The sequence below is a fragment of the Asanoa sp. NPDC049475 genome (assembly GCF_040676915.1).
In the GTDB taxonomy this organism is placed as follows: Bacteria; Actinomycetota; Actinomycetes; order Mycobacteriales; family Micromonosporaceae; genus Asanoa.
Genome location: NZ_JBFAPY010000007.1, coordinates 267,575 through 287,063 on the forward strand (window position 1 = coordinate 267,575; position 19,489 = coordinate 287,063).

A 19,489-nucleotide genomic window follows, 5' to 3' on the forward strand; every position below is an offset into this window, starting at 1 on the left:
GTCATGGTTTGACGGCGCGAGTCGCGAAGTAGCCGGGCAGCCAGCCCGCGGTGGCGTCCGAGTGGTGCGGTGCCTCCTCGAACCCGGTGATGACGAAGCCCGCGGCGAGCTGGCCGCCGAGCTGTGCGGCCATGCTGTGGCTGTATTCCAGCGGCGCGTCCGCGCCGAAGAGCCGCTCGCGTTCCTCGGCCGGCACGTGCGTGAGGTCGCTGTACGGCAGCTTGTGCCGGACCACCAGCTCGCCGCGCTGGTCCAGCGCCTCGTGGTCGAACAGGTAGACGTCCGGGTTGAGGAAGCCGCACAGCAGCACACCGCCCGGGCGCAGCACCCGGAAGCACTCCCGCCACACCGGGGCGAGGTCGGGGATGAACAGGTTCGAGACCGGGTTGAAGACCAGGTCGAACGAGGAGTCGGCGAACGCGGACAGGTCGCGCATGTCGCCGAGGACCGTCCGCAGCGGCACGTTGTCCCGTCGGGCGACCAGCTCGTCCTGCTCGAGCTGGCGCGGCGAGTTGTCCAGCACGGTGACCCGGGCGCCGGCCGCGGCGAGTGTCGGCCCCTGCTGGCCGCCGCCGGAGGCCAGGCACAACACGTCCGCGTTGGTGAGGTCGGCGGGGAACCAGGAGCGGTCCACGGGTTGGTAGCCGATGAGCACGACCGACCAGTCACCGGCCCGCGCCCGGGCGACCGTCTCCGCGGAGATCGGCCGCGACCACTCGTTGCCCTGGTCAACCTGCCGGTCCCAGGCGACGCGGTTGTGCGCCACTGGATCAACACTCATCCGGCCACGCTATCGGTGCACCGTCCGTGCCCATAGGGCGCTCGCGAGCCTTTGCTCGGCACATTGGCGACTTCGGTCGGCCGCCCGTCAGTCAAGAACCGCAGCCTGAGTGGTTCTGGCTTTGAGGGTGACCGGGCGCGGGCCTGGCAGCGGAGCGAAGCGCAGCGGTCTCTGGCGGGAGCGACGGTCGCGCCCCAGGCGGACCCGAGCCGATCTCTAAATGTCTCCGAAGGTGTCGTACTTGATCCTTACGGCCGGCACCTTCAGCTCGGCCAACGTCCGCAGAGTGCTCTTGACCATCGCGGACGACCCCGACACGAAGAAATCATGATCGCCCCACGGCCCATACCGCGCCAGGACCTCGCCGATGTTGCCCTGTTCGCCGACGAAGTTGCGGTCGTCGCTGCACGCCGGCACGACCGACAGCCATGGGTAGCGCGCCGCCAGCTTGTTGAGCTCCGGCAGGTCGTAGAGGTCGTCCCGGTCCTTGGCCCCGAAGAAGACGTGCACCCAGCGGGTTCGGTTGTAGCGGGTCAGCTCCTCGATCAGCGCCTTGATCGGTGCGAGGCCGGTGCCGCCGGCGACGCAGACGACGTCGCGGGTCGACTTGCGGTCGAGGGTCATCGTGCCCATCGGTGCGGCGATCCGGAGCAGGTCGCCGACCTGCACGCGGCGGACCAGAGCGCTCGACACCCAGCCGGCACCCAGCGCGCGCACGTGGAACTCGACCGTGCCTTCTTTGTTGGGGGCGTTGGCCATCGAGTACGTGCGCCAGAGCCGCGGTTGGTAGCGCGGGGCCTCGACGCTGACGTACTGGCCGGCGCGGTACTCCAGCGGATATTGCAGCGGTCGGCAGGTCATCACCGCGATGTCGCGGCTGCGGCGCTCGTGTGTGAGCACCTCGGCATGCCAGAACGCCGGGTTCGTGTCGGCCTCCGCGCCCGCGATCATTTTCTTCGCGATCACGTTGTACGCGTCGCCCCAGGCCTGGTCGTACTCGATGCTCCACGACTCGCCCGCGAAGGTGCGCAGCGCCTCGAGCAGCGCGCCGCCGACCACGTCGTAGTGCTCTGGTTCCACGTGGAACTTGCGGTGGTCGCGGCCGAGCTGGCGCAGATATTCCTCGAAGCGGTCCGGGTCGTCCAGGCTCTGGACCGCGGTGACGATGGCGCCGAGCAGCCGGGCCCGCTGGACGTCCATGGTCACCGGGAAGAGGTTCCGCAGGTGTGGGTTGGACAGGAAAATGCGTGCGTAGAAGTATCCGGCGACCTTGTCCTGCTGTTCCTCGACGAGGGTCCAGCTTTCTTTCAGCAGCCGTGAAAGGTTCCCCATTGACGCCCTTTTCGCTTGTCTGACGTGCCTTGGCCTCCACCCGGCCCGCCGCACTTCTGGTTGATCAGGGTGTGTGTGGTCGCGCTGTGCACGTCTGACCAGCCTGATGACTCACCGTGGAGGTCCATCGCACAGAATGTGCGACGAACGCGATCCGGGCCTGTCTATGGATCTACCGTTGTGGAACCCTGAACTGCGTGTGGTAAGGCGCTGCGTGTTCCGGCTGGTCAAAATCGGTTCTGGAGTCCGCATGGAGCGCACCATCAGCTTTGCCCAATCGGGTTCGTCCGCTCGCCGCGTGCGGTCCCCCGGTCGGCGATCACGCGCGCCGGTCGGGCGTCCCGGATCGGTGGACCCGCCGCGTGCCTTTCGCCTGGACGACCGCATGGTCGAGTTCGTCCGGGCGCAGGAGATGGTCTTCATCACGCCGATGTGGGGTGAACGGACCTCGCGTATCGGCCCGGTCGGGTTCCTGCGCGTGCCGTCGCGGGGGCTCATCGCGTGGCCGGAGTCGGGCAGCCATCCGGTGGTCTCCGGGCCGGTGCGGCTGCTGCTGCTCGATCTGCTCGCCGAGCGGACCGGGTTGCACGTGAAGGGCCGGGCGTCGGCTGGGCCTTATCGGCCGTTGCAGGTGTGCGGTGCGGGTCCGTTGCCTGATGCTGGTCCGCAGCCGGAGTCCTGGGTGCAGGTGCGGGTCGACGAGGCCTGGTTCGCGGATCAAGGGCCTGTCGCGCGCCCCTGATGCGCGCGGTCAGGTTTATCCGGCACAGTTAGGCGCGTGACAGTCGATCTCGAGCGGCCTGCGGTGGCCACGCGCAACGGGCTGCGTCCTGAGATCTTGATCGTGCTGGGTCTGTCGCTCGGTCAGTCGGCGGTGTACTCGCTGGTCACGATCGTTGCCCGGCTCACGGCTGACCGGCCGTTGTCGCAGCAGACCGCCACGCTGAACCCGTCGCAGTCGGTGCGGCCTTACCTGGATCTGACGTACCAGCTGCTGGGGATCTTCTTCGCCCTGGTCCCGGTTCTTCTGGCGCTGTATCTGCTCTCGCGCGACTCCTCGCCGCGTTCCTTGCTGGGCCTGGACGCGCGGCGACCTTGGTTTGATCTTGGGTGGGGCTTCGCGCTGGCCGCTGCTATCGGGCTGCCGGGGCTCGGGCTGGTCTGGATCGCGGCCCAACTGGGAATCAACGCCAACCTGGTGCCGGCCGCGCTGCCGTCGGTGTGGTGGGCGGTGCCGGTCCTGATCTTGTCGGCGGCGCAGAACGCGGTGCTGGAAGAGATCGTGGTGGTCGGCTACCTGGTCACCCGGCTCCGTCAGCTTGGCTGGCGCCTTGGTTATGTGGTCCTGGCGTCAGCGGTGCTGCGGGGCTCGTACCACCTGTATCAGGGCTTCGGCGCTTTTCTTGGCAACGCGGTGATGGGCGTGGTGTTCGCGCTGTTCTTCATCCGGACCAAGCGTGTGCTGCCGCTGGTGGTGGCGCACACGCTGCTGGATGTGGTCGCGTTCGTGGGTTATTCGCTGTTGCCTCGCGACTGGTTCAGCTGGCTCTGAAGCGCTGGATCGCCCTCGCGGCGACACGCTCTGAGTTGAGGCTGGCGGTGGCGGCACCGCCGGCCGCCGCCAGACCTGGCCACCAGCGGGTGAGGATCTTGAGGGCGGCCCAGGTCGCGGTCTTGCCCGCCGCCGTGATCGGGGCTCGGCTGACGCTGTGGCCCTCCTCGCCGTCGATGGCGGCCTGAGCAGAGACATGATCCTGATGTACGCCGGTCAGAACCAAAATGTCGGCGGCGGTGGCCTGCTTGCCATAGGCGGCCGCGATGTGGGTGATGAGCTCGGCGTTGACCCAGCTCGTGCCGGCAAGATCAGCGGCGGCAGACCAGCCGTTGGCGAAGCTGACCGCGGCTCCGGTGGCGGTGGCCTTTCTGGTGAAGCGGCGCTGAGCGAGGCGGGCGAGGCCGTCCGGGGTAGCGGTCGGGTACGTGGTGCGGACCTCCCGAGCCCATTCGGCGGCCTTCGGCGTGAGGCGCTCGACGGCGGCTACGGCGGCGAGCTCCGGAAGGCGCCGCAGCGAACGGTCCGGGTTCGCCGGCTCCGTCTTGACTGGCGCCGCTGGTGTCTCCTGGACGACCGGAGGCGTGGGCGCGGGATCGTCGGCGGTCGTCGTGGCTACTGGTGCGGCTTTCTTGGCGGGGGCTTTCTTTGTCGCCTTCACCGGCGCGGAGGCGGGGTTCTCGTCGGCGGCGATCGCCTTCCGGCGCGCGGGGATCTTGGCCGAGGCCTTGGCGGTCGGGGCGGGCACAGGGTCCTTGACCGCGTCGGCCTGGCCCTCGGCGCCGCTCGCCGGTGTGGTCCGTTTAGCCGGAGCGGCCTTCTTCGCCGCGGCCTTCTTACGCGGGCGCGGCGCAGGCGCCGGCGTGGCGTCCGTCACGTCCGGGCCTGCCGCCCGGGCATCCGTCGGCGCCGGGTTCTCATCTGCCGCGCTGTCCCGCGATCGCGGGTTAGTGGTGTCGGCGGACGTAGCTGACGCCTTCTTCCGGGGTCGCACGGTGGGGGTTTCTTCCGGCTTGGCGGACTTGTCCGGCGCACTTTCGCGCGGCCGCACGGGTGTGGCGGCGGCAGGCTCGACGGAGTTGGCCGGGGCGTCCTTGCGTGGCTGCGGAGCCGCGGAGGCAGCGGGCTCAGCGGTCTCGGCGGTCTCGGCGGGCTCCGCCGGCCTGGGCGGCGCGTTCTTGCGAGGCGGAGGAGTCACAGCGCTAGCGGGCTTGCCGATCTCGGCCTGGTCGGCGGAGCTGGTCGGGCCGATCTTGCGTGGCTGCGGAGCTGCGGTCTCGGCAGTCTCGGCCGGCTCCGCGGACCTGGTCGGCGCGTTCTTGCGGGACTGTGGGGCTGTGGCGGATGCAGGTTCGGCCGAATCGGCGGGCCCGGTCGGCGCATTCTTGCGCGGCTGCGGCGCTGCGGCGGTGGCAGGCTCGGCGGACTCGGCAGGCGGCTGGAAGAGCAGAGCCGGCGGCTGCTTGGGCCGATCACCAGCCCGAGGCTGCGGAGCGCGCTGATCGGTCTGCTCAGGCGGAGCGGCAAACGCGGCCTTGGCAGGCCGAGGACGCCGCGGACCAGCCGGCTGCTCCGGCTCTTTGGCACCGGTTCCCATGGTTTGGCAGCGTAGTCCCGGAACCAGCGGTTCACAGGTTGCAAGAGCCGCAAGTCTGCTGGGATCGACCACCGGAGGTCGCTTTGCCCGGTCCCCAGCCGGACCTGTATCCTCGACCGGCGGTGGTCTACAGCCACCGTTGGAGACTTCGCCTAGTCTGGTCTATGGCGCCGCACTGCTAATGCGGTTGGGGTTAACCGCCCCTCCCGGGTTCGAATCCCGGAGTCTCCGCGCCAAACCCAGCGTGTATGCTGGCGTGGCACCTGCGCCCGTAGCTCAACGGATAGAGCATCTGACTACGGATCAGAAGGTTAGGGGTTCGAGTCCCTTCGGGCGCGCAAGATCGGAAAGGCGCCTGACCTGCGGAAACGCGGTCGGGCGCCTTCGCTTTTTGCATCTACTGTGGAACGTCGGTGCTCGGCTGTTGCTCGTCCGGCGGGGCGCCTCGGTGTCCGCTGCTGTTCTGTGCTGCTAAACATCCGCGCTGCGTCCGGCCTTCAGGGGCCGTTCACGCCACGTGGCGAAGCGGTCGCGCAGTCCCAGCGGGGACTCGCGAAGTCATCGGGCTCGACGGCTTGGGCAGAGCCAGCGCGTTGGCGGAGACGCGGCGGTCGAAGCCTGTAGTTGGCCGGGTCGTATGGCACCGAAGCAAGGCGCCGGCCACCGCCACGGCCCGCCGCCGGTGCCGAGTTGTATCGGGCCTCATCGATGCACGTTTCCAGGCTTGGCGCCCCACATCAAGGCCTGCGCAGCGACGGTCGACGTGGCCGAGCTCTTCGAGATGCTTGAGCTGGTCTTAAGTTGAGTACAACTCTCTCACCGACTTGCGATGGCCATGTTGGGCCGCCGCCTGGCAGAAACTCCCGCGGCGACATCGGTTTCGGAGAGGCGTCACCTTCGACACCTGGCCAACGGTAGCGACCTGCCGACCCGTTTATTCTTAGTTACTGAATAACCTCGATCGCCTTGAACTGCTCGAGGAGCATTTCGCGGCCGACCTCTCCGCCATCCTCAGGCACTTCAACATCGATTATTACGTTTTCATCTCCGAGTACGCTGTTCCACCGCCGCTCAGTATTGGCCGTCGCCCCACAGCGCCCGTATGCCACCATCTCGCCGACGCCGTTCGCAACTTGCTCGAGCAGTTCTCGAACGAGACTGGCGTCCGTGTCGAGACCGGCGGACGCCCGCCACTCGATTGCAGCGAGGTCGGGGTGCACCGCAGCGACCTGGCTGGCTACCGTCGACGAGTACCGCTTCGGCAGATCTGGTGGCTCCATCCGGAACCTCAGCCGCGTGACAATGTCGACCGTGGTGCGCCAATCCTTGAAAGAGACGCCTTCGCCAGCGAGAGTTTCGATCCGCCATTCTTCACGCCTACCGCTCTGTTTCAGTATCGCTCGAAAAGCACCGGCGAACGACTCCGGACGGATCCCTTGTCTACGTGGCTGGTACACCAGGACAAGATCAGACATACGAATAACGAACGGTGCGGCGATTCCGCTGTCAACACGCGCTTTCTCAAAGTCCTGAACTTCGTCTTGCCACAGATCCACGCCGACCTGCTGTCCAAACCCCAGACGCCCATAAAGAAAGCCCGCCTCGTCGCGCATCTGGCTGAGGTGCCAGGTCCGGCCGTACCGCCGCTCGGGCAGTCCAGGCTGCAACGCGGAACGTAGGCGCGCTGCACCGCTTCCGACTGTGCTCATTTGTTCTGGCTCTACCAGGCGAGCGCGCGCCACTCTCCCCAACGCCCGCATAGACATGTTGAGACGCTAATCGATGAGGAAGATCGTCCAATACACTATGTCAGATGGCGATAACTCTCCGCGGTCATTCGCGTAGGCGACGCGACGCCGCAGCCGAGGACGTTTGCCGCAGCGGCACTCCATCTCGGCGGTGAGTGCGGCCCAGAATGCCGACTCCTTGACGGACCGCGACGGTGCAGGGTTCCGCCGAGGGGCTGACTCGGTTCCTACGCCACGGGTGGACATCCACGCGGATGGGCATCGGTCGTCGCGCACGGCGCCCTGTCACCGCTGTCTCGATCTCGGCGAGGTCGTCCGCAGTCAGTCTGAACTCCATCGCGGGAAGTGCTTCATCGGCCGCTCGTGCGTGCGCGTGACGTCAGCCTCTGTGCGGATGTTGTCCCCACCAAGGGCAGTAGTGGCGGAAGGTCGGTCAGCTTTCGAGTCCCTTCGGGCGCGCGAGGTCAAGCAGGGCGTCCGACCAGCGAAAGCGGTCGGACGCCTTCGCTGTGTCCACCGTAGAACCTCCGAGCTTGGCCGGTCCTCATCCGGCTTGACGGATGGTCCGTTGTCCACGGCCTGTTCGGCTGACGCTGCTGGACTGGCAGCACCGGCCGAGCTGATGTCGGTGCAGCCGCGGTCATGCCGAGCTGGACGCCGAAGGTGCAAACAGCTTCAGAGCCTTCGAACAGATTCAGGGAAGACTAAAGAGATAAGCCGTAAACGCGAGGTTTGACCTTTTAGGAGCGGTCACGTTCGGTCCGGGCGAAAGAGGGCGTGGACGCTGTGGTTGGCCGGATCTAGGCTCCCAGCCATGTCCCTATCGGAGATCGACCTATCCGCAGTAGAAGTGACTCTCGCTGAGTTCGATGAGCTCGGTCGGGAGGCGTTCCTCGCGAAGTATGGGTTTGGTACGGCGACTACATATGTGTTACGCCACAAAGGCCGCTTTTACGATCCCAAAGCCGTCGCCGGTGTGGCGCACCGCTATACGCCCGCCGGCGAACCGCTAGCCGCTGGTGCTTTCGACGCCACGCAAGCTATCGCTCGGTTGACGGCGCTGGGACTTGAGGTGCTTCCGCTTCCGGGCCTGTGGTGGGTCAATCAGGGCGCTACCTACGACCTTGAGCGTGACGGTGGGTTCGTATGGGCGCCGCAACAGACGAAGGCTGGATATCGGGTCGCGCATCACACCGATGTGGCTCGGCTCCGGGTGGGGCAGCGGATCGTCCATTACGCCAACGGGGCGATTCGCGCCGTTGGGACAGTGGCAGAAGCGCCGTATGAGGCCCGGCGTCCGGCGGGCTTCAGTGGCGAGGCTTGGGGTGAACTCGGGAATCTTTGCCCGGTTGACTATCACGAGCTAGATATCCCAATTCCTCGAGCCGAGATTCCCAATAGGAGCGCAGACGTCGGACCATTTGACGTTCAGGGCAACGTCAAGCAGGGGTACCTGTTCAAAATAGGCGACGCCAACCTTTTTGGCTTGCTGAGCTTTCTCAACGAGCGGATCCCTGATTTTTTTGGTGACGCGACCACCCATCCCCACCTCACCGAGCCCCTGCCGGAGCCGTCGATGACCGAAGACCCCGTTTTTGAGGCCCTGATGACGTTCAAGAACGTCGTGCTCGAAGGGGTCCCCGGCACAGGAAAGTCCTACGCGATCGAACGTCTTGCTGCGAGTTGGCGCGAGCGGACGGGGCGGGATTTGCTTGAGTTCAACGGGCGGAAGTACGGGGCCATTGTTCTTCATCCGAGTAGCTCCTATGAGGACTTTATCGAGGGCCTTCGGCCAGAAGCTAAAGACACCGGCGCAACGATGTTTGACCAACCTGTCGAATCGACAGGAAAGTTCGGTCTTCAAGACGGATTCTTTGTATCGATCTGTGCTGCGGCTGTGGCGGCGCCTGACAAAGATGTGCTCGTCTTGCTCGATGAACTCAACCGCTGCAACGTGCCAAGTGTATTCGGCGACCTGTTGTTGACTTTAGAGGTTTCGCGCCGCGCCCGCTACAGGCACCGGCGGCCGACGGCATCAGCTAAGGCACAGGACTGGGAGACGCCTACACCGGCGCAACTTCCGTACTCTAAGCGCTCCTTTTTCGTTCCGGACAACGTTTACGTGATCGCCACGACGAATACGACGGATCGCTCAGTCGCCCCACTCGATGCCGCACTTCGGCGCCGGTTCGCCTTCCACCGCCTCGAACCACAGATGCCTACGGCAGACGTGCTGAACAGCACTGTGTCGGACCCGGCGCGCGAACTGTTCACCACGTCTGTTGGTGTGCTTCGGGATTTAAATGATCACGCATTGCGGCCGTGTTTGGGGCCAGATGCGGTACTCGGGCACTCATACCTCTACGCGGCGGCGGCCATGCTGCAAGACGCGGCCGGAGTCGAGTTGGCGGTATCCCGCCTCAAACTGCATTGGCAGTACACGATTCTCCCGCAGCTGATCGACTCCGTCCGTGCGCTCGGCGCGGAAAGCCTGCTCGACCCACACACGCGGGGCGACTGGTTCACCGAACACGCCGACCTGGATCACCTCAGCAAGACCGCGCAGACTGCCTTGGCTCAACTCGACGACTTCGTGCACAAGTCGTTGGAGCTCCAGGTCGTGGTCGAAGGCACGGGGCTCGCGCGCGGAGCGCGAATCGCAGCCCAACGCAATCCAGAGGCTGAAGCCGAGTCGCCGGGGGATGCCCGGGAGCCAGCCAACGGCCTGCACGCGGACACCGAATGAGCTTGACGATCGCAGCCGCTCGTCAAGGCACACGAGTTGGCTTTGTTGCCGCAGGAGGCAGCGCCCATCAAATCGTGATCACAGTGGCTCCGAAGATGTGGCGGCCAGATAGCCGCCGTGTGCTGGCTGTTACTAACTGGTCCCGGCGTCGTCACCATGATCTGCTCCTGTACGAGACGAACCGACTACATGTCACCGCAGCTGACCCCGAACCCCTACAGATCTTGAGGCGCTGTTTGGGCGTGGCCCGACGCGCCGACGCTGACGGGGCATTGTGGGATCGAAGCTTGATCGCGCCCGATGTCGATCCGGCGCCTAAATATCTGAGCGATGTGCGCACGCCCGCTGAACAAGACCAGGCCACGGTGACGGGCCTTCTGGAACTCTTCGAACGTCTGAAGCTCCTGAACCTCAACGCGCAAGACCTCGCCGGGCTTCCTCGGAGGTCGCCGCTCCACCGGCCGCTGCTTTACAGGCGCCTCCTCGACGAGGTGCTGGCACGGATCAACTCCACTCGCCGCGGTTATCGCGCAGTCGAGACCGTACGCTCTTCGGTCCGCGGGAGGATTGAGCCAAGCAGCGCCATGCGCTACTCGGTGACCTCCGACCCGAGACTGACGTGTCGCTACGAGGAGCTATCGGAGTCGACGATCTTGCTCGGCATCGTTAGCGCCGCTTTGGAGTGGATCGCCGACGGCCGTGGCGTCAAATCTCCGTTCCCCGGACGGTTCGCGGAGCCGCAGCTCCGCCACGACGCGGTGGCCTTGCGCCGTGCGCTGGGAGGCGTAACCACGTTGCCGCCAAGGGTTGCGCTGGTGGTGGGATCTCGGCTACGGCTTGGCCGGCTCGATCAGCAGTGGAGCAACGCCCTTCAGCTGAGTTTGGCGATCTTGGCCGAGACCGAACATGCCGCGCAGAACGCCGGCCCGCAATTGATAGACCCCATCGAACTATCCATCCAGACCAACGAGCTATGGGAGCGGGTGGTTCACCAGGTGCTACTACGCTCGGGGTTTGACCCCGTCCTCAGCCCTGGCAATCAACCGACTGACCTCGTCGTCGATCCCTGGCTCTCGGATCCCCCGCCCAAGCGGGCAAAGACGCGGCCCGACAACGTTGCCTGGAGAGCCGAAGATATGTGGGTCGTGGACGCCAAATACAAGGACAAGGCAGCTACGGCGTCTCCCGAGCGAAGCGATCAGTACCAGATGTTCGCCTACAGCCACCTGGTAGTTGATCCCAAGAGCGTCATGCGTCGGGCGGTACTTGTCTACCCCGGTGAGGGGGCCGCGCGGACCTGGCGGCTTGGCCGCGACCCCGGGGATACCCCACGCCAACTGCTTGCTGTCCGCATCCCATTTCCTACGGCGGGTCAGGCTCGATCCAACAATGAATGGCAGGCATATCTCGATGAGGCCGCTGCCGTCTTCGACGCTGCTACGCAGTTCAGGATGACGTAGTGGACGGGCCCGCGCCGGACGGCGGTGCGGGGCCCGTCCTTGCCCGGTCAGCAGCGCACTTCGGTTTCCTTTGATGCGACGTCCGAGATGCCGCCCAGAGCTCGTGTGCACACCGACAGCGTGTTCGCGTCGAGTGACCAGACGTCCGGCCCGCTCGAGCACTGCAGGTCGCGCAGTGTTGTTCCCGTGACGATCGACGTGCAGACCTGGTACGCACCATGGGACGCCCGGTACTGCTGCCACACGTACGTGTACGCGTAGTTCTTGCCGCAGCCCTTGTACTGCTTGACCGATGCCGCGGTCATGCCGTCGGCCGTCACGTACGCCGTCGCTCCGATCTGGACCGAGCCTGCGCAGCGAGGGTTGACCTCCGCTTGCGCTGGGCCCGCGAACGCCAGCGCCGCTGGCACAGCCAGCGCGGCGGCCGCGAGGACGCGTACACCTCTTCGGTTGAGGCTCTTCATCGATGTTCTCCTTCAATGGGCGGTGGCCACCACATTGATGTCTGCCGACGCGCGTTCGGTACCCTCTTACACGCCCTGACGACGCCTGACGACGATGTCTGACATGGGGGACCGATGAGGGACGAGCGTGTTGCCGCGGAGTCGACTCAGGACCGGATCGCCGCCGAAGCGTTCGCTGAGCAGTTGCGGGCATTGCGGGAAACCGCTGGCGGGCCGTCGTTTCGGAAGATGGCTGGGCTGTCGGGGCGGATCTCCCACACCACGTTGCACGAGGCCGCTGCCGGCACCAGATTTCCCTCATGGGAGACCACCCGCGAGTTCGTTCGCGCCTGTGCAGCCGATGAAGCCCAGTGGCGGACACGTTGGGAAGACGCCCAACGTCGCGAGCCGGCGGTGACACCGGCCACCGTGGACAAACTCGAATCAGAAGAAGACCAGCATCCGCAGGCGGAGGAAACGCGTCGACACCGATGGTGGCCCGCGGTCGCCGCAGTCGTCGTCGCAGCGGCCGCCGTCCTGACCGTCACCTTCCACCCGTGGTCGCGCCCGGCCGGCTCCAGCGCTGCGACGGCACCGACGCCGTCCTCAACACCTTTCTCCGACTCGTTGATCCCTGGCGACTCGAGCAAGTTCGTCGGCGACGTCACCATCCCCGACGGTACGAAGGTGAAGGTCAACACCGAGTTCACCAAGGTGTGGGCCCTCGCCAACGTCGGAAAGGTCGACTGGCACAACCGCTACCTCGCGCGCATCAACCCCACCGCGGACGCCGACGGTTGTCAGACTCCAGATCGGGTGGAGATCGGCGATACGCCGCCTGGCGACCAGGTGATGATCAGCGTCAAGGTCACCGCACCGAGCCACCCCGGCAAGTGCTGGGTCAGCTGGAAGATGGTCGACTCCAACGGGCAGGAGTACTTCCCCACCCGCCGGCCCGTCTACTTCATGGTCAACGTCACCGCCTGACAAAGCTGACAACACCGCAACGGTCCAGGTCAGTGCCGGCCTGGCGAATCTGACAACGGTTGCGGTCTACCGAACACCTCAAGCCTCCTCGCAAGGTGATGTCCACGACTCACCACGAGGAGGATCGATGCGCCGTCCCTGGTACGCCGTCGGGCTCGCGGCGCTCTGTGTGGCCGTCGTCGCCCCGGCTAACGCCCGAGCGACGACGACCACAGCGCAGGTCAACATGGAGGCCACCGTTCTGGCCGCCCAGATCGACCCGCGCCGCGCCGACAACACCCTGACGCCGGGCGCGAAGAGCTCCGTGCTCGCCGTCGAACAAGCACTCCAAGCCAAGGGCCTGCTCGACGCCAAATGGGTCGACGGCTACTTCGGAACCCTGACCGTCTCGGCCTACGCGGCCTATCAGCGCGAGCTCGGCTACACCGGCCTGGCCGCCAACGGGCTGCCCGGCACGACATCGCTGACGAAGCTCGGCCTGAACCGCTACACGGTCACCAACACGATCGGCCCGGGCGCGAAGGTCCAGCGCGACGGGTTCGTCGTGAATGCCCGTACACAGGCGATGTTGCTCGAAACCCAACGCCTGCTCGGTCAAACCCTGGTGCTCGAGCAAGGCTCCTACAACCCCGGAGGAGACCCGACCTCAGCCGGTACGCACGACGGCGGCGGCGTGGTCGACATCAGTGTCACCGGCATGACCGCCGCAAGACGCACCGCCGCGGCCAGGGCGCTGCGCCAGGTCGGTTTCGCCGCCTGGGTCCGCGACCCGAGCCAGGGCGACTGGCCCTGGCACATCCACGCCGTGGCGATCAGCGACACCGACCTGTCCACCCAGGCGCAGAACCAGGTCGGCGACTACTACCTCGGCATGAACGGCCTGGCCAACCACGGCCCGGACGACGGCCCCCGGATCCCGATCAAGACCTGGGAGCAGTACCAGCGCCAGCAGTAAGCCCAACCACCCCTGGGAAGGACATCATGAACATCCGCAAGAGCCTCGCCGTCGTCGGTACGGCGCTCGCCATCGCCACCTCGATCCTGGCCGCCGCCTCGCCCGCCTCCGCGGCGTCCCGCGACGGGGTCTGTGACAGCGGCGAGTTCTGCTACTACTACAACAGCAACTACGCCGGCTCGATCTCCGACTTCACCACGTCGGTCGGCGACTACGGCACGACCCAGCCGTCCTGCTACGAGTTCAAGGGATCCGGCGCCGGCCAGGGCCTGTGCATCAAGAACAACGCCGCGTCGGTGTGGAACCGCACCAGCAAGAGCGTGGTCGTCTACTTCAACAGCGACTACGCCGGCGCGACCCAGACGATCGCGGCCGGCGCAAAGGCCAACCTCAACGCGACGCTGAAGAACAACAACGCCTCCCACGCCATCGGCGGCAGCACCAACCCGGCCGACCCGCGCGCCGCCGAGGCTGTCGCGTTCGCGAAGGCGCGGCTCGGGCACACCGACTGGAACAACCAATGCGAGCTCTTCGTCGAGCGGGCGTTCGGCACCAGCGGCCGGTTCGCCACCGCTCGCGCCCACTACATCTGGCAGCGTGACAACGGCCGCATTCACACCGGCACGGTCCCGCCGGCCGGAACGGCCGTGTTCTTCACGTCGACCACCTCGGCCGGGCACGTGATGCTGTCCATCGGCGGCAACAGCGCGATCAGCACCGGCCCGACCGTCTACCAGACCAACACGTTCCGCGACCGGTCCGACTACCTGGGCTGGGCGTACGTCCCGGGCAGCTGGTGAACCGCATGAGAAGGGTCCTGCTGGCCGCGCTCGCAGCGGCCCTCCTGGGAATCTTCGTCGCGCCGACCGCGGCATCCGCCGCCAGCCGCGACGGAGTCTGTGACAGCGGCGAGTTCTGCTACTACTACAACAGCAACAACGCCGGATCGATCTCGGATTTCACGGACTCCCAGGACGATTACGGTGCGACCCAGCCGACCTGTTACGAGTTCAAGGGATCGGGCGCCGGCCAGGGCCTGTGCGTGAAGAACAACGCCGCGTCGGTGTGGAACCGCACGAGCAAGACGGTGCGGGTCTACTTCAACAGCAATTACGCCGGTGCGACCCAGGATTTCGCGGCCGGGGCGAAAGGCAACCTCAACGCGACGCTGAAGAACAACAACGCGTCGCACCAGTTGCTGAGCGGGCCGACGGGTTGCAGCACCGACGGCACCAACACCAAGTTGCCGACGACGATTCTGGTCTACCGAGTCAATCTCGGTCGCGTGGACCGGGTGGACTTCAAGACGTACGTCAAAAACGTCCTTCCGAACGAGTGGATTTCGAGCTGGCCGCGCGCCTCGCTGGAGTCGGGAGCCATGGCGGTCAAGAGCTACGCCTGGTACTGGGCGCTGCACTCGACCCGGAAGACGCCCGGCGGAGCGTGCTACGACGTCCGTGACGATGTCGGCGACCAGGTCTACCGCCCGTCGTCGGCGGTGACTTCGACCTCGGCCGCGGTGGACACGACGTGGTCGACCCGAATGACCCGCAGCGGCAACATCCTGCAGGCGCACTACTGCGCGACGACGACGGCCTGCGGTGCCTGGGTCGACGGCGACTGGATGTCCCAGTACGGCTCGCGCGACCTCGCGAACGCGGGCAACAGCTACCAGACAATCCTGCGCCACTACTACGAGGACATAGCGATTTCCTGATCGATCCTGGTACGCCTCACCCAAGCGCTTCTGGGTGGGGCGTGCCAGCACTTTCCAAAAGTCGACGCGCGAGGTTGACTGACCCGGCACCATCCTGTGTGTAAGGGAGGCGAAGGCTGTGGCGACGCCGTTGGCGCGGCTGTTGCTTCATCGCGGTGTCGATGTCACCCAACCTGAGCTCCAGCGTGTGGTGGACGGAGCCGAGCCGGGTCCGTCGCTGCTTCGGCGCCTCGCGCCCGTGCTCGGACTCCATGCCGCGGACCTGTTCGTCGTCGCCGGGCTGGAGGTGCCCGAGGACCTTGCTCCCTTGGCGGCGCGGGACGAATCGAGGGTCGAGCGGGTCGTCAGGCACGCCGTTCTTCTGGGGCCAGATCAACGACATCGGTTGCGGCAACTCGTGCGGTCGCTGCCCCAGGTTGATCGATGGCAGCCGGTCGAGGACGTGCGGAGTTACGAACAGTACGAGCCCGGACCTGGTGCGCTGGTCCTGAGGATGCTTCATAGCCGCAATCTGAGCTGGGTCAGCTCCGCCAAGCTTCTGTTCGGGTTGACCCGAACGGGTCCGCTCGCGGCGTCGACCATCGGAGCGATCGGACATGGCCGGAAGAAGCTGACTCCGGAGCTGGTGGCCGCGTTCGCCACGGTGTTGGGCATCCCGCCCGACGACCTGGCCGCACTGACGGGCACGGAGCTACCGGGTGAACCGCGGCCGCCACATCGGGCGGCGGCCGATCTGGCCGAGCTGATCTGGGAATTGCGACGCTTGACGGCAGAGCAGACGGACCGTGTCCTGGAGGAAGCGATGTCCATGCCGAGCGAAGCCGGAGGAGCGCGGTGAGCGCTAGTGGCGCCCAAGCGGCGGCGTTCTTTCGTGAGGTCGTCGAGTCGCGCACGGTGTGGTGGGTTCGGGATGACAAGGGCAGCCCGGTGCCGGTCTCCGAGGACGGGCAGGCAGCATTCCCTTACTGGTCGTCGGAGGAGCGGGCGCTGCGGGCCGCGCGGCTTTGGGGTCCAGAGTTCCGCGTCGTCTCCATGCCCTTGGACAACTGGCGAAACGCGGCGCTGCCTGACCTCGCTAGGGACAGCTTTCGGGTCGGCATCAACTGGAGCGGGCCTAACCTGACCGGTTGGGACTTCGCCGTCGACGAGGTCCACAACCGGCTCGCTCAAGCGCTCGGTGAGCCTCCGTACGAAGGCTGACCGTTCAGGGATCGACGAGGTCCGCAACCGGCTCGCTCAAGCGCTCGGTGAGCCTTCGTACGAAGGCTGACCGTTCAGGGATCGACGAGGTCCGCAACGGCTCGCGCAGGCACTCGGCGAATCGCCTTACGACGACTGAGGCGAAGCCGCGACCAGGTCCGCGAGGGGAGAGGTCGGCAGGGCGATCCAGCCTTCGGTGGTCGCGGCCGGCAGTTGCTCGGGCGTCGGCTGGGTCGCTCGGCCGGTCGCCGCCGCTCGTGCGGCCAACGCCGCCACCACCGCGTCCAGGGCGTCGTGGCTGCGGCGGCACAGTGGCTCGAACGCGCCCAGCGACAGCCACGGCGCCGCGGCTAGCAACGACGAGACCAGGTCCGACGCCAGACCGGCCCGCTTGTAGCCGCGATGGGTCAAGCCCCAGCGCAACAGCGACGCCGCCGGGTAGACCTCCACCACCTGGCCGTCGCCGGCGCGGGACAGGGGCGCGCCGTCGGGGGAGAGCAGCGACAGCAGGCCCGCTGCCCGGAACGCGGCGTGGCCGATCCGGTCCGCGGACACGCTCATCGGGATCAGCCCGGTCTGCGCACGGACAACCTCGTCAGTCATCCGGTACGCCAGCCGGCGTCGCCACGACGCGCCACCACCCGGAGCGGGCGGGGAGACCGCTCCGGAAGCGTGAGCTGCCACGAACGACACGAAGGGCGCCGGCCAGCCCAGCGGACAGTCGATGCCCGCCTTGTCCGACCCCTGAACGGCCGCCACGATCGCAGCGTCCGACGCACCGAGAGCGGCCGAAGACACCGCCGCCCGCCCTGGCGACCATGAGATCACCGCCAGACCCGACCGTTCGTCCGCGGCCGCCAGGTCCACCCCGACGGTGATCACGACAGGGCCGACAGGATTACGTCGCGGTGGCACCGGGACTGGTCAGCCTCGAAACACAGCAGCGCGACCTTCTCCGAAGCCGCCAGCGAGGCGACCAACGACAAGGCGGCGGGTGGCATCAGGGCGGCGTAGGCTGCACGGGCAGCAGCCAGCTCCACGGCAGATCCACCGAAGCCAGGCCGGTTGGCGGGCGGGTTGCCCAACGCGGGCACGTGCGTGTAGCCGATCCCGGCCGCCGCCAACCCCGACGCCAGTGCCTTCTTGTTGAAGTCCCGCTTCCGCGACCGGGCCGCGAAACGGACGTCGACGACCCCCGAAACGCCCAGCGAACGCAGCCGGGCGACAACTAACGGGAGGGTCAGGCCCTCGTACCCGATGCCTATGGCGTCCATCAGTTAGAGCGTGCCACGACCGGCCCCCGCAGCCCCGGGACGAGCTGCGAGGGCCGGCCACCTACCCCCAGCGAAACGACACACCTTCGAAAGACACCGCTAACCGTGCCAGATCGGACGGATGGGCACATCGGGAACTTGTCCTGCCAGCCAGGCCAGACCGGCTTAACCACCCAGAGTGAAAACGCCGAAATCCGACAGAAACCGCAAGCTTCGAGGGGAGAGCTGGCCAGAAGCGGGAAGCAACCAGCAGATGAGGATTGGCATCGTGGGCTCAGGCAAAGTGGGCGGCGCGCTCACCAGGCGGTTCCGGGAGATCGGGCACGACGTCGCCGTCGCCAACCGGCGTGGTCCCGAGTCGCTGAGACCGCTCGCGGACCAGACCGGCGCCACCGCGGCGACCGTGAGTGACGCGGCGGAGAAGTCCGACATCGTGGTGCTGGCCGTCCCGATGAGGGCGGTGCCGGATCTCCCGCCCCAGCCGTTCGACGGCAAGATCGTCGTGGACGCCAACAACTACTACGCCGAGCGCGACGGCGAGATCGAGGACATCGCCGACCGGGCGGTCAGCTCGAGCCGCTGGGTCGCCGATCACTTCCCCGGCGCCCGGGTCGTCAAGGCGTTCAACAACATCAGCGCCCCGCGGCTGGCTGACGGCGGCAAGCCGCACGGCGAACCAGGTCGGATCGCGTTGCCCATCGCCGGCGACGACACGGCCGCCAAGCAGGTGGTCGAGGGACTCGTCGACGAGCTCGGCTTCGACCCCGTCGACGCCGGCACGCTCGACGCGAGCTGGCGGCAGCAGCCCGGCACGCCGGTCTACCTGACCGACCTGCCAGTCGAAAAGCTGCGCACTGGGCTCAGGGCTTGAGCCGCGCCTCAAGGCTTGAGGCCCATCGCCGCGTACCCGGCCAGCTCCATGGATTGGTCCGTGTCCGGGTCGGGTTGCCAGTGCGTCATGTCGACCACGCCCGGCGGCACCAGCTCCAGGCCCGCGAACAACGCGGTCACCTCGGCGCGCGACCGCATGGTCATCGGCAGCGCCGTGCGGCGGTAGAGCTGCCGGTGCGTGGCGGCCCGCACGGGTTGCGCGTCGGCGGTGGCATGGGTGACCGCGAACATGCTCCCCGACGGCAGCGCGTCCCGATAGCCGGCCACGACCGCGGCGGCGTCGCCCTCGACGAAGTGCAATACGGCCACCAACAGCACACCCACGGGCAACGTGAGATCGAGCTCGGTGCGGGCGAGGGCCATCACGGCCGCGGGATCGCGCAGATCGGCCTGTTCCACGGACACCAACTCGTTGGTCGCGAGCAGAGCCCGGCCGTGCGCCACCGCGACCGGGTCGATATCGATACACAGCACCCGTGCGGAAGGCGCTGTGTCCACCACGCTGCCGGAAGTCGGCAGGCCGGCACCGAGATCGAGAAACTGCCGTATGCCGCAGCGGACCATGAAGCGCACCGCCCGTCGCAGGAACCCGCGGTTCGCCCGCATGATCGCCGGTAGCTCGGGCCAGTCCGCGATCGCCTCGTCCGCCATGGCCCGGTCGGCGGCGAAGTTGTGCGCTCCGCCCAGGTAGTAGTCGTACACCCGCGCGGCGTTCGGCTTGTCGCGGTCGATCTCCGCCGGCGACCAGGACAAACCACCGTCAAGATCCACAAGCCACCCCAATCAGGAAGATCCATTCAGCCTAG

General features: G+C 66.8%; 19 protein-coding genes and 2 tRNA genes. 13 read left to right on the plus strand and 8 right to left on the minus strand.

Annotation, left to right across the window (positions count from 1 at the left end; genetic code table 11):
- Position 1: 1 nt before the first annotated feature.
- On the minus strand, positions 2 to 781 hold the full coding sequence (locus AB0J88_RS28540) for a class I SAM-dependent methyltransferase (RefSeq protein WP_364350308.1): 780 nt from the start codon (positions 779 to 781) through the stop codon (positions 2 to 4).
- Between the two features lie 216 nt (positions 782 to 997).
- Positions 998 to 2,113, minus strand: coding sequence for a globin domain-containing protein (locus AB0J88_RS28545; RefSeq protein ID WP_364350305.1), 1,116 nt, complete (start codon positions 2,111 to 2,113; stop codon positions 998 to 1,000).
- Between the two features lie 385 nt (positions 2,114 to 2,498).
- Here AB0J88_RS28545 and AB0J88_RS28550 point away from each other — a divergent pair, with 385 nt between their 5' ends.
- Together AB0J88_RS28550 and AB0J88_RS28555 are read left to right on the plus strand one after the other, a co-directional pair.
- Positions 2,499 to 2,855, plus strand: coding sequence for a hypothetical protein (locus AB0J88_RS28550; protein ID WP_364350302.1), 357 nt, complete (start codon positions 2,499 to 2,501; stop codon positions 2,853 to 2,855).
- A 36-nt stretch (positions 2,856 to 2,891) separates the two neighbouring features.
- A complete protein-coding gene (locus tag AB0J88_RS28555) occupies positions 2,892 to 3,665 on the plus strand; it encodes a CPBP family intramembrane glutamic endopeptidase (protein ID WP_364350299.1) in 774 nt (257 codons plus the stop codon).
- Here AB0J88_RS28555 and AB0J88_RS28560 read toward each other — a convergent pair.
- Positions 3,652 to 5,262 carry a hypothetical protein gene (locus AB0J88_RS28560; RefSeq protein WP_364350296.1) on the minus strand — a complete coding sequence of 537 codons (1,611 nt, stop codon included), beginning with the start codon at positions 5,260 to 5,262 and terminating at the stop codon, positions 3,652 to 3,654. The genes AB0J88_RS28555 and AB0J88_RS28560 overlap by 14 nt on opposite strands.
- A 141-nt stretch (positions 5,263 to 5,403) precedes the next feature.
- Between AB0J88_RS28560 and AB0J88_RS28565 the strand changes: the two genes are divergently transcribed.
- A tRNA-Ser gene (locus AB0J88_RS28565) sits at positions 5,404 to 5,493 on the plus strand.
- 34 nt (positions 5,494 to 5,527) lie between these two features.
- A tRNA-Arg gene (locus AB0J88_RS28570) sits at positions 5,528 to 5,600 on the plus strand.
- Positions 5,601 to 6,206: 606 nt separating this feature from the next.
- Here the strand turns inward: AB0J88_RS28570 and AB0J88_RS28575 are convergent.
- Positions 6,207 to 6,875: a hypothetical protein gene (locus tag AB0J88_RS28575; protein ID WP_364350293.1), complete on the minus strand. Its 669-nt coding sequence runs from the start codon at positions 6,873 to 6,875 to the stop codon at positions 6,207 to 6,209.
- Positions 6,876 to 7,824: 949 nt separating this feature from the next.
- Here AB0J88_RS28575 and AB0J88_RS28580 point away from each other — a divergent pair.
- Together AB0J88_RS28580 and AB0J88_RS28585 are read left to right on the plus strand one after the other, a co-directional pair.
- Entirely contained in the window at positions 7,825 to 9,756 is a 1,932-nt protein-coding gene (locus AB0J88_RS28580) for an AAA family ATPase (protein WP_364350290.1), read from the plus strand.
- A gap of 287 nt (positions 9,757 to 10,043) precedes the next feature.
- On the plus strand, positions 10,044 to 11,216 hold the full coding sequence (locus AB0J88_RS28585) for a hypothetical protein (RefSeq protein WP_364350287.1): 1,173 nt from the start codon (positions 10,044 to 10,046) through the stop codon (positions 11,214 to 11,216).
- Positions 11,217 to 11,263: 47 nt separating this feature from the next.
- Here AB0J88_RS28585 and AB0J88_RS28590 read toward each other — a convergent pair whose 3' ends face one another.
- Positions 11,264 to 11,680, minus strand: coding sequence for a hypothetical protein (locus tag AB0J88_RS28590; RefSeq protein WP_364350284.1), 417 nt, complete (start codon positions 11,678 to 11,680; stop codon positions 11,264 to 11,266).
- A gap of 114 nt (positions 11,681 to 11,794) precedes the next feature.
- Here AB0J88_RS28590 and AB0J88_RS28595 point away from each other — a divergent pair, with 114 nt between their 5' ends.
- The 6 genes from AB0J88_RS28595 to AB0J88_RS28620 all read left to right on the plus strand — a co-directional run bounded on the left by AB0J88_RS28595 (position 11,795) and on the right by AB0J88_RS28620 (position 16,518).
- Entirely contained in the window at positions 11,795 to 12,646 is an 852-nt protein-coding gene (locus AB0J88_RS28595) for an NBR1-Ig-like domain-containing protein (RefSeq protein ID WP_364350281.1), read from the plus strand.
- A 127-nt stretch (positions 12,647 to 12,773) separates the two neighbouring features.
- Positions 12,774 to 13,601 (plus strand): peptidoglycan-binding domain-containing protein, encoded by an 828-nt coding sequence (locus AB0J88_RS28600; protein WP_364350278.1) that lies wholly within the window; start codon positions 12,774 to 12,776, stop codon positions 13,599 to 13,601.
- Between the two features lie 26 nt (positions 13,602 to 13,627).
- On the plus strand, positions 13,628 to 14,401 hold the full coding sequence (locus AB0J88_RS28605) for a peptidase inhibitor family I36 protein (RefSeq protein WP_364350275.1): 774 nt from the start codon (positions 13,628 to 13,630) through the stop codon (positions 14,399 to 14,401).
- A gap of 5 nt (positions 14,402 to 14,406) precedes the next feature.
- Entirely contained in the window at positions 14,407 to 15,318 is a 912-nt protein-coding gene (locus AB0J88_RS28610) for a peptidase inhibitor family I36 protein (RefSeq protein ID WP_364350272.1), read from the plus strand.
- Between the two features lie 118 nt (positions 15,319 to 15,436).
- Complete coding sequence (locus AB0J88_RS28615; protein WP_364350269.1) at positions 15,437 to 16,156, plus strand: XRE family transcriptional regulator; 720 nt, start codon at positions 15,437 to 15,439, stop codon at positions 16,154 to 16,156.
- Complete coding sequence (locus AB0J88_RS28620) at positions 16,153 to 16,518, plus strand: DUF2750 domain-containing protein (RefSeq protein WP_364350266.1); 366 nt, start codon at positions 16,153 to 16,155, stop codon at positions 16,516 to 16,518. The genes AB0J88_RS28615 and AB0J88_RS28620 overlap by 4 nt, the downstream gene beginning before the upstream one ends.
- Positions 16,519 to 16,644: 126 nt before the next feature.
- Here the strand turns inward: AB0J88_RS28620 and AB0J88_RS28625 are convergent, their stop codons facing one another.
- Positions 16,645 to 17,433, minus strand: coding sequence for a DUF429 domain-containing protein (locus AB0J88_RS28625; RefSeq protein WP_364738056.1), 789 nt, complete (start codon positions 17,431 to 17,433; stop codon positions 16,645 to 16,647).
- Complete coding sequence (locus tag AB0J88_RS28630) at positions 17,397 to 17,792, minus strand: DUF488 domain-containing protein (RefSeq protein WP_364350263.1); 396 nt, start codon at positions 17,790 to 17,792, stop codon at positions 17,397 to 17,399. Before AB0J88_RS28630 ends, AB0J88_RS28625 begins: the two co-directional genes overlap by 37 nt.
- A 178-nt stretch (positions 17,793 to 17,970) precedes the next feature.
- Here AB0J88_RS28630 and AB0J88_RS28635 point away from each other — a divergent pair, with 178 nt between their 5' ends.
- The gene (locus AB0J88_RS28635; RefSeq protein WP_364350260.1) at positions 17,971 to 18,663 is read left to right on the plus strand and encodes an NADPH-dependent F420 reductase; all 693 of its coding nucleotides are present in this window, start codon (positions 17,971 to 17,973) and stop codon (positions 18,661 to 18,663) included.
- 8 nt (positions 18,664 to 18,671) lie between these two features.
- Here AB0J88_RS28635 and AB0J88_RS28640 read toward each other — a convergent pair whose 3' ends face one another.
- Positions 18,672 to 19,454, minus strand: a complete 783-nt coding sequence (locus AB0J88_RS28640; protein WP_364350257.1) for an SAM-dependent methyltransferase — start codon at positions 19,452 to 19,454, stop codon at positions 18,672 to 18,674.
- Positions 19,455 to 19,489: the final 35 nt, after the last annotated feature.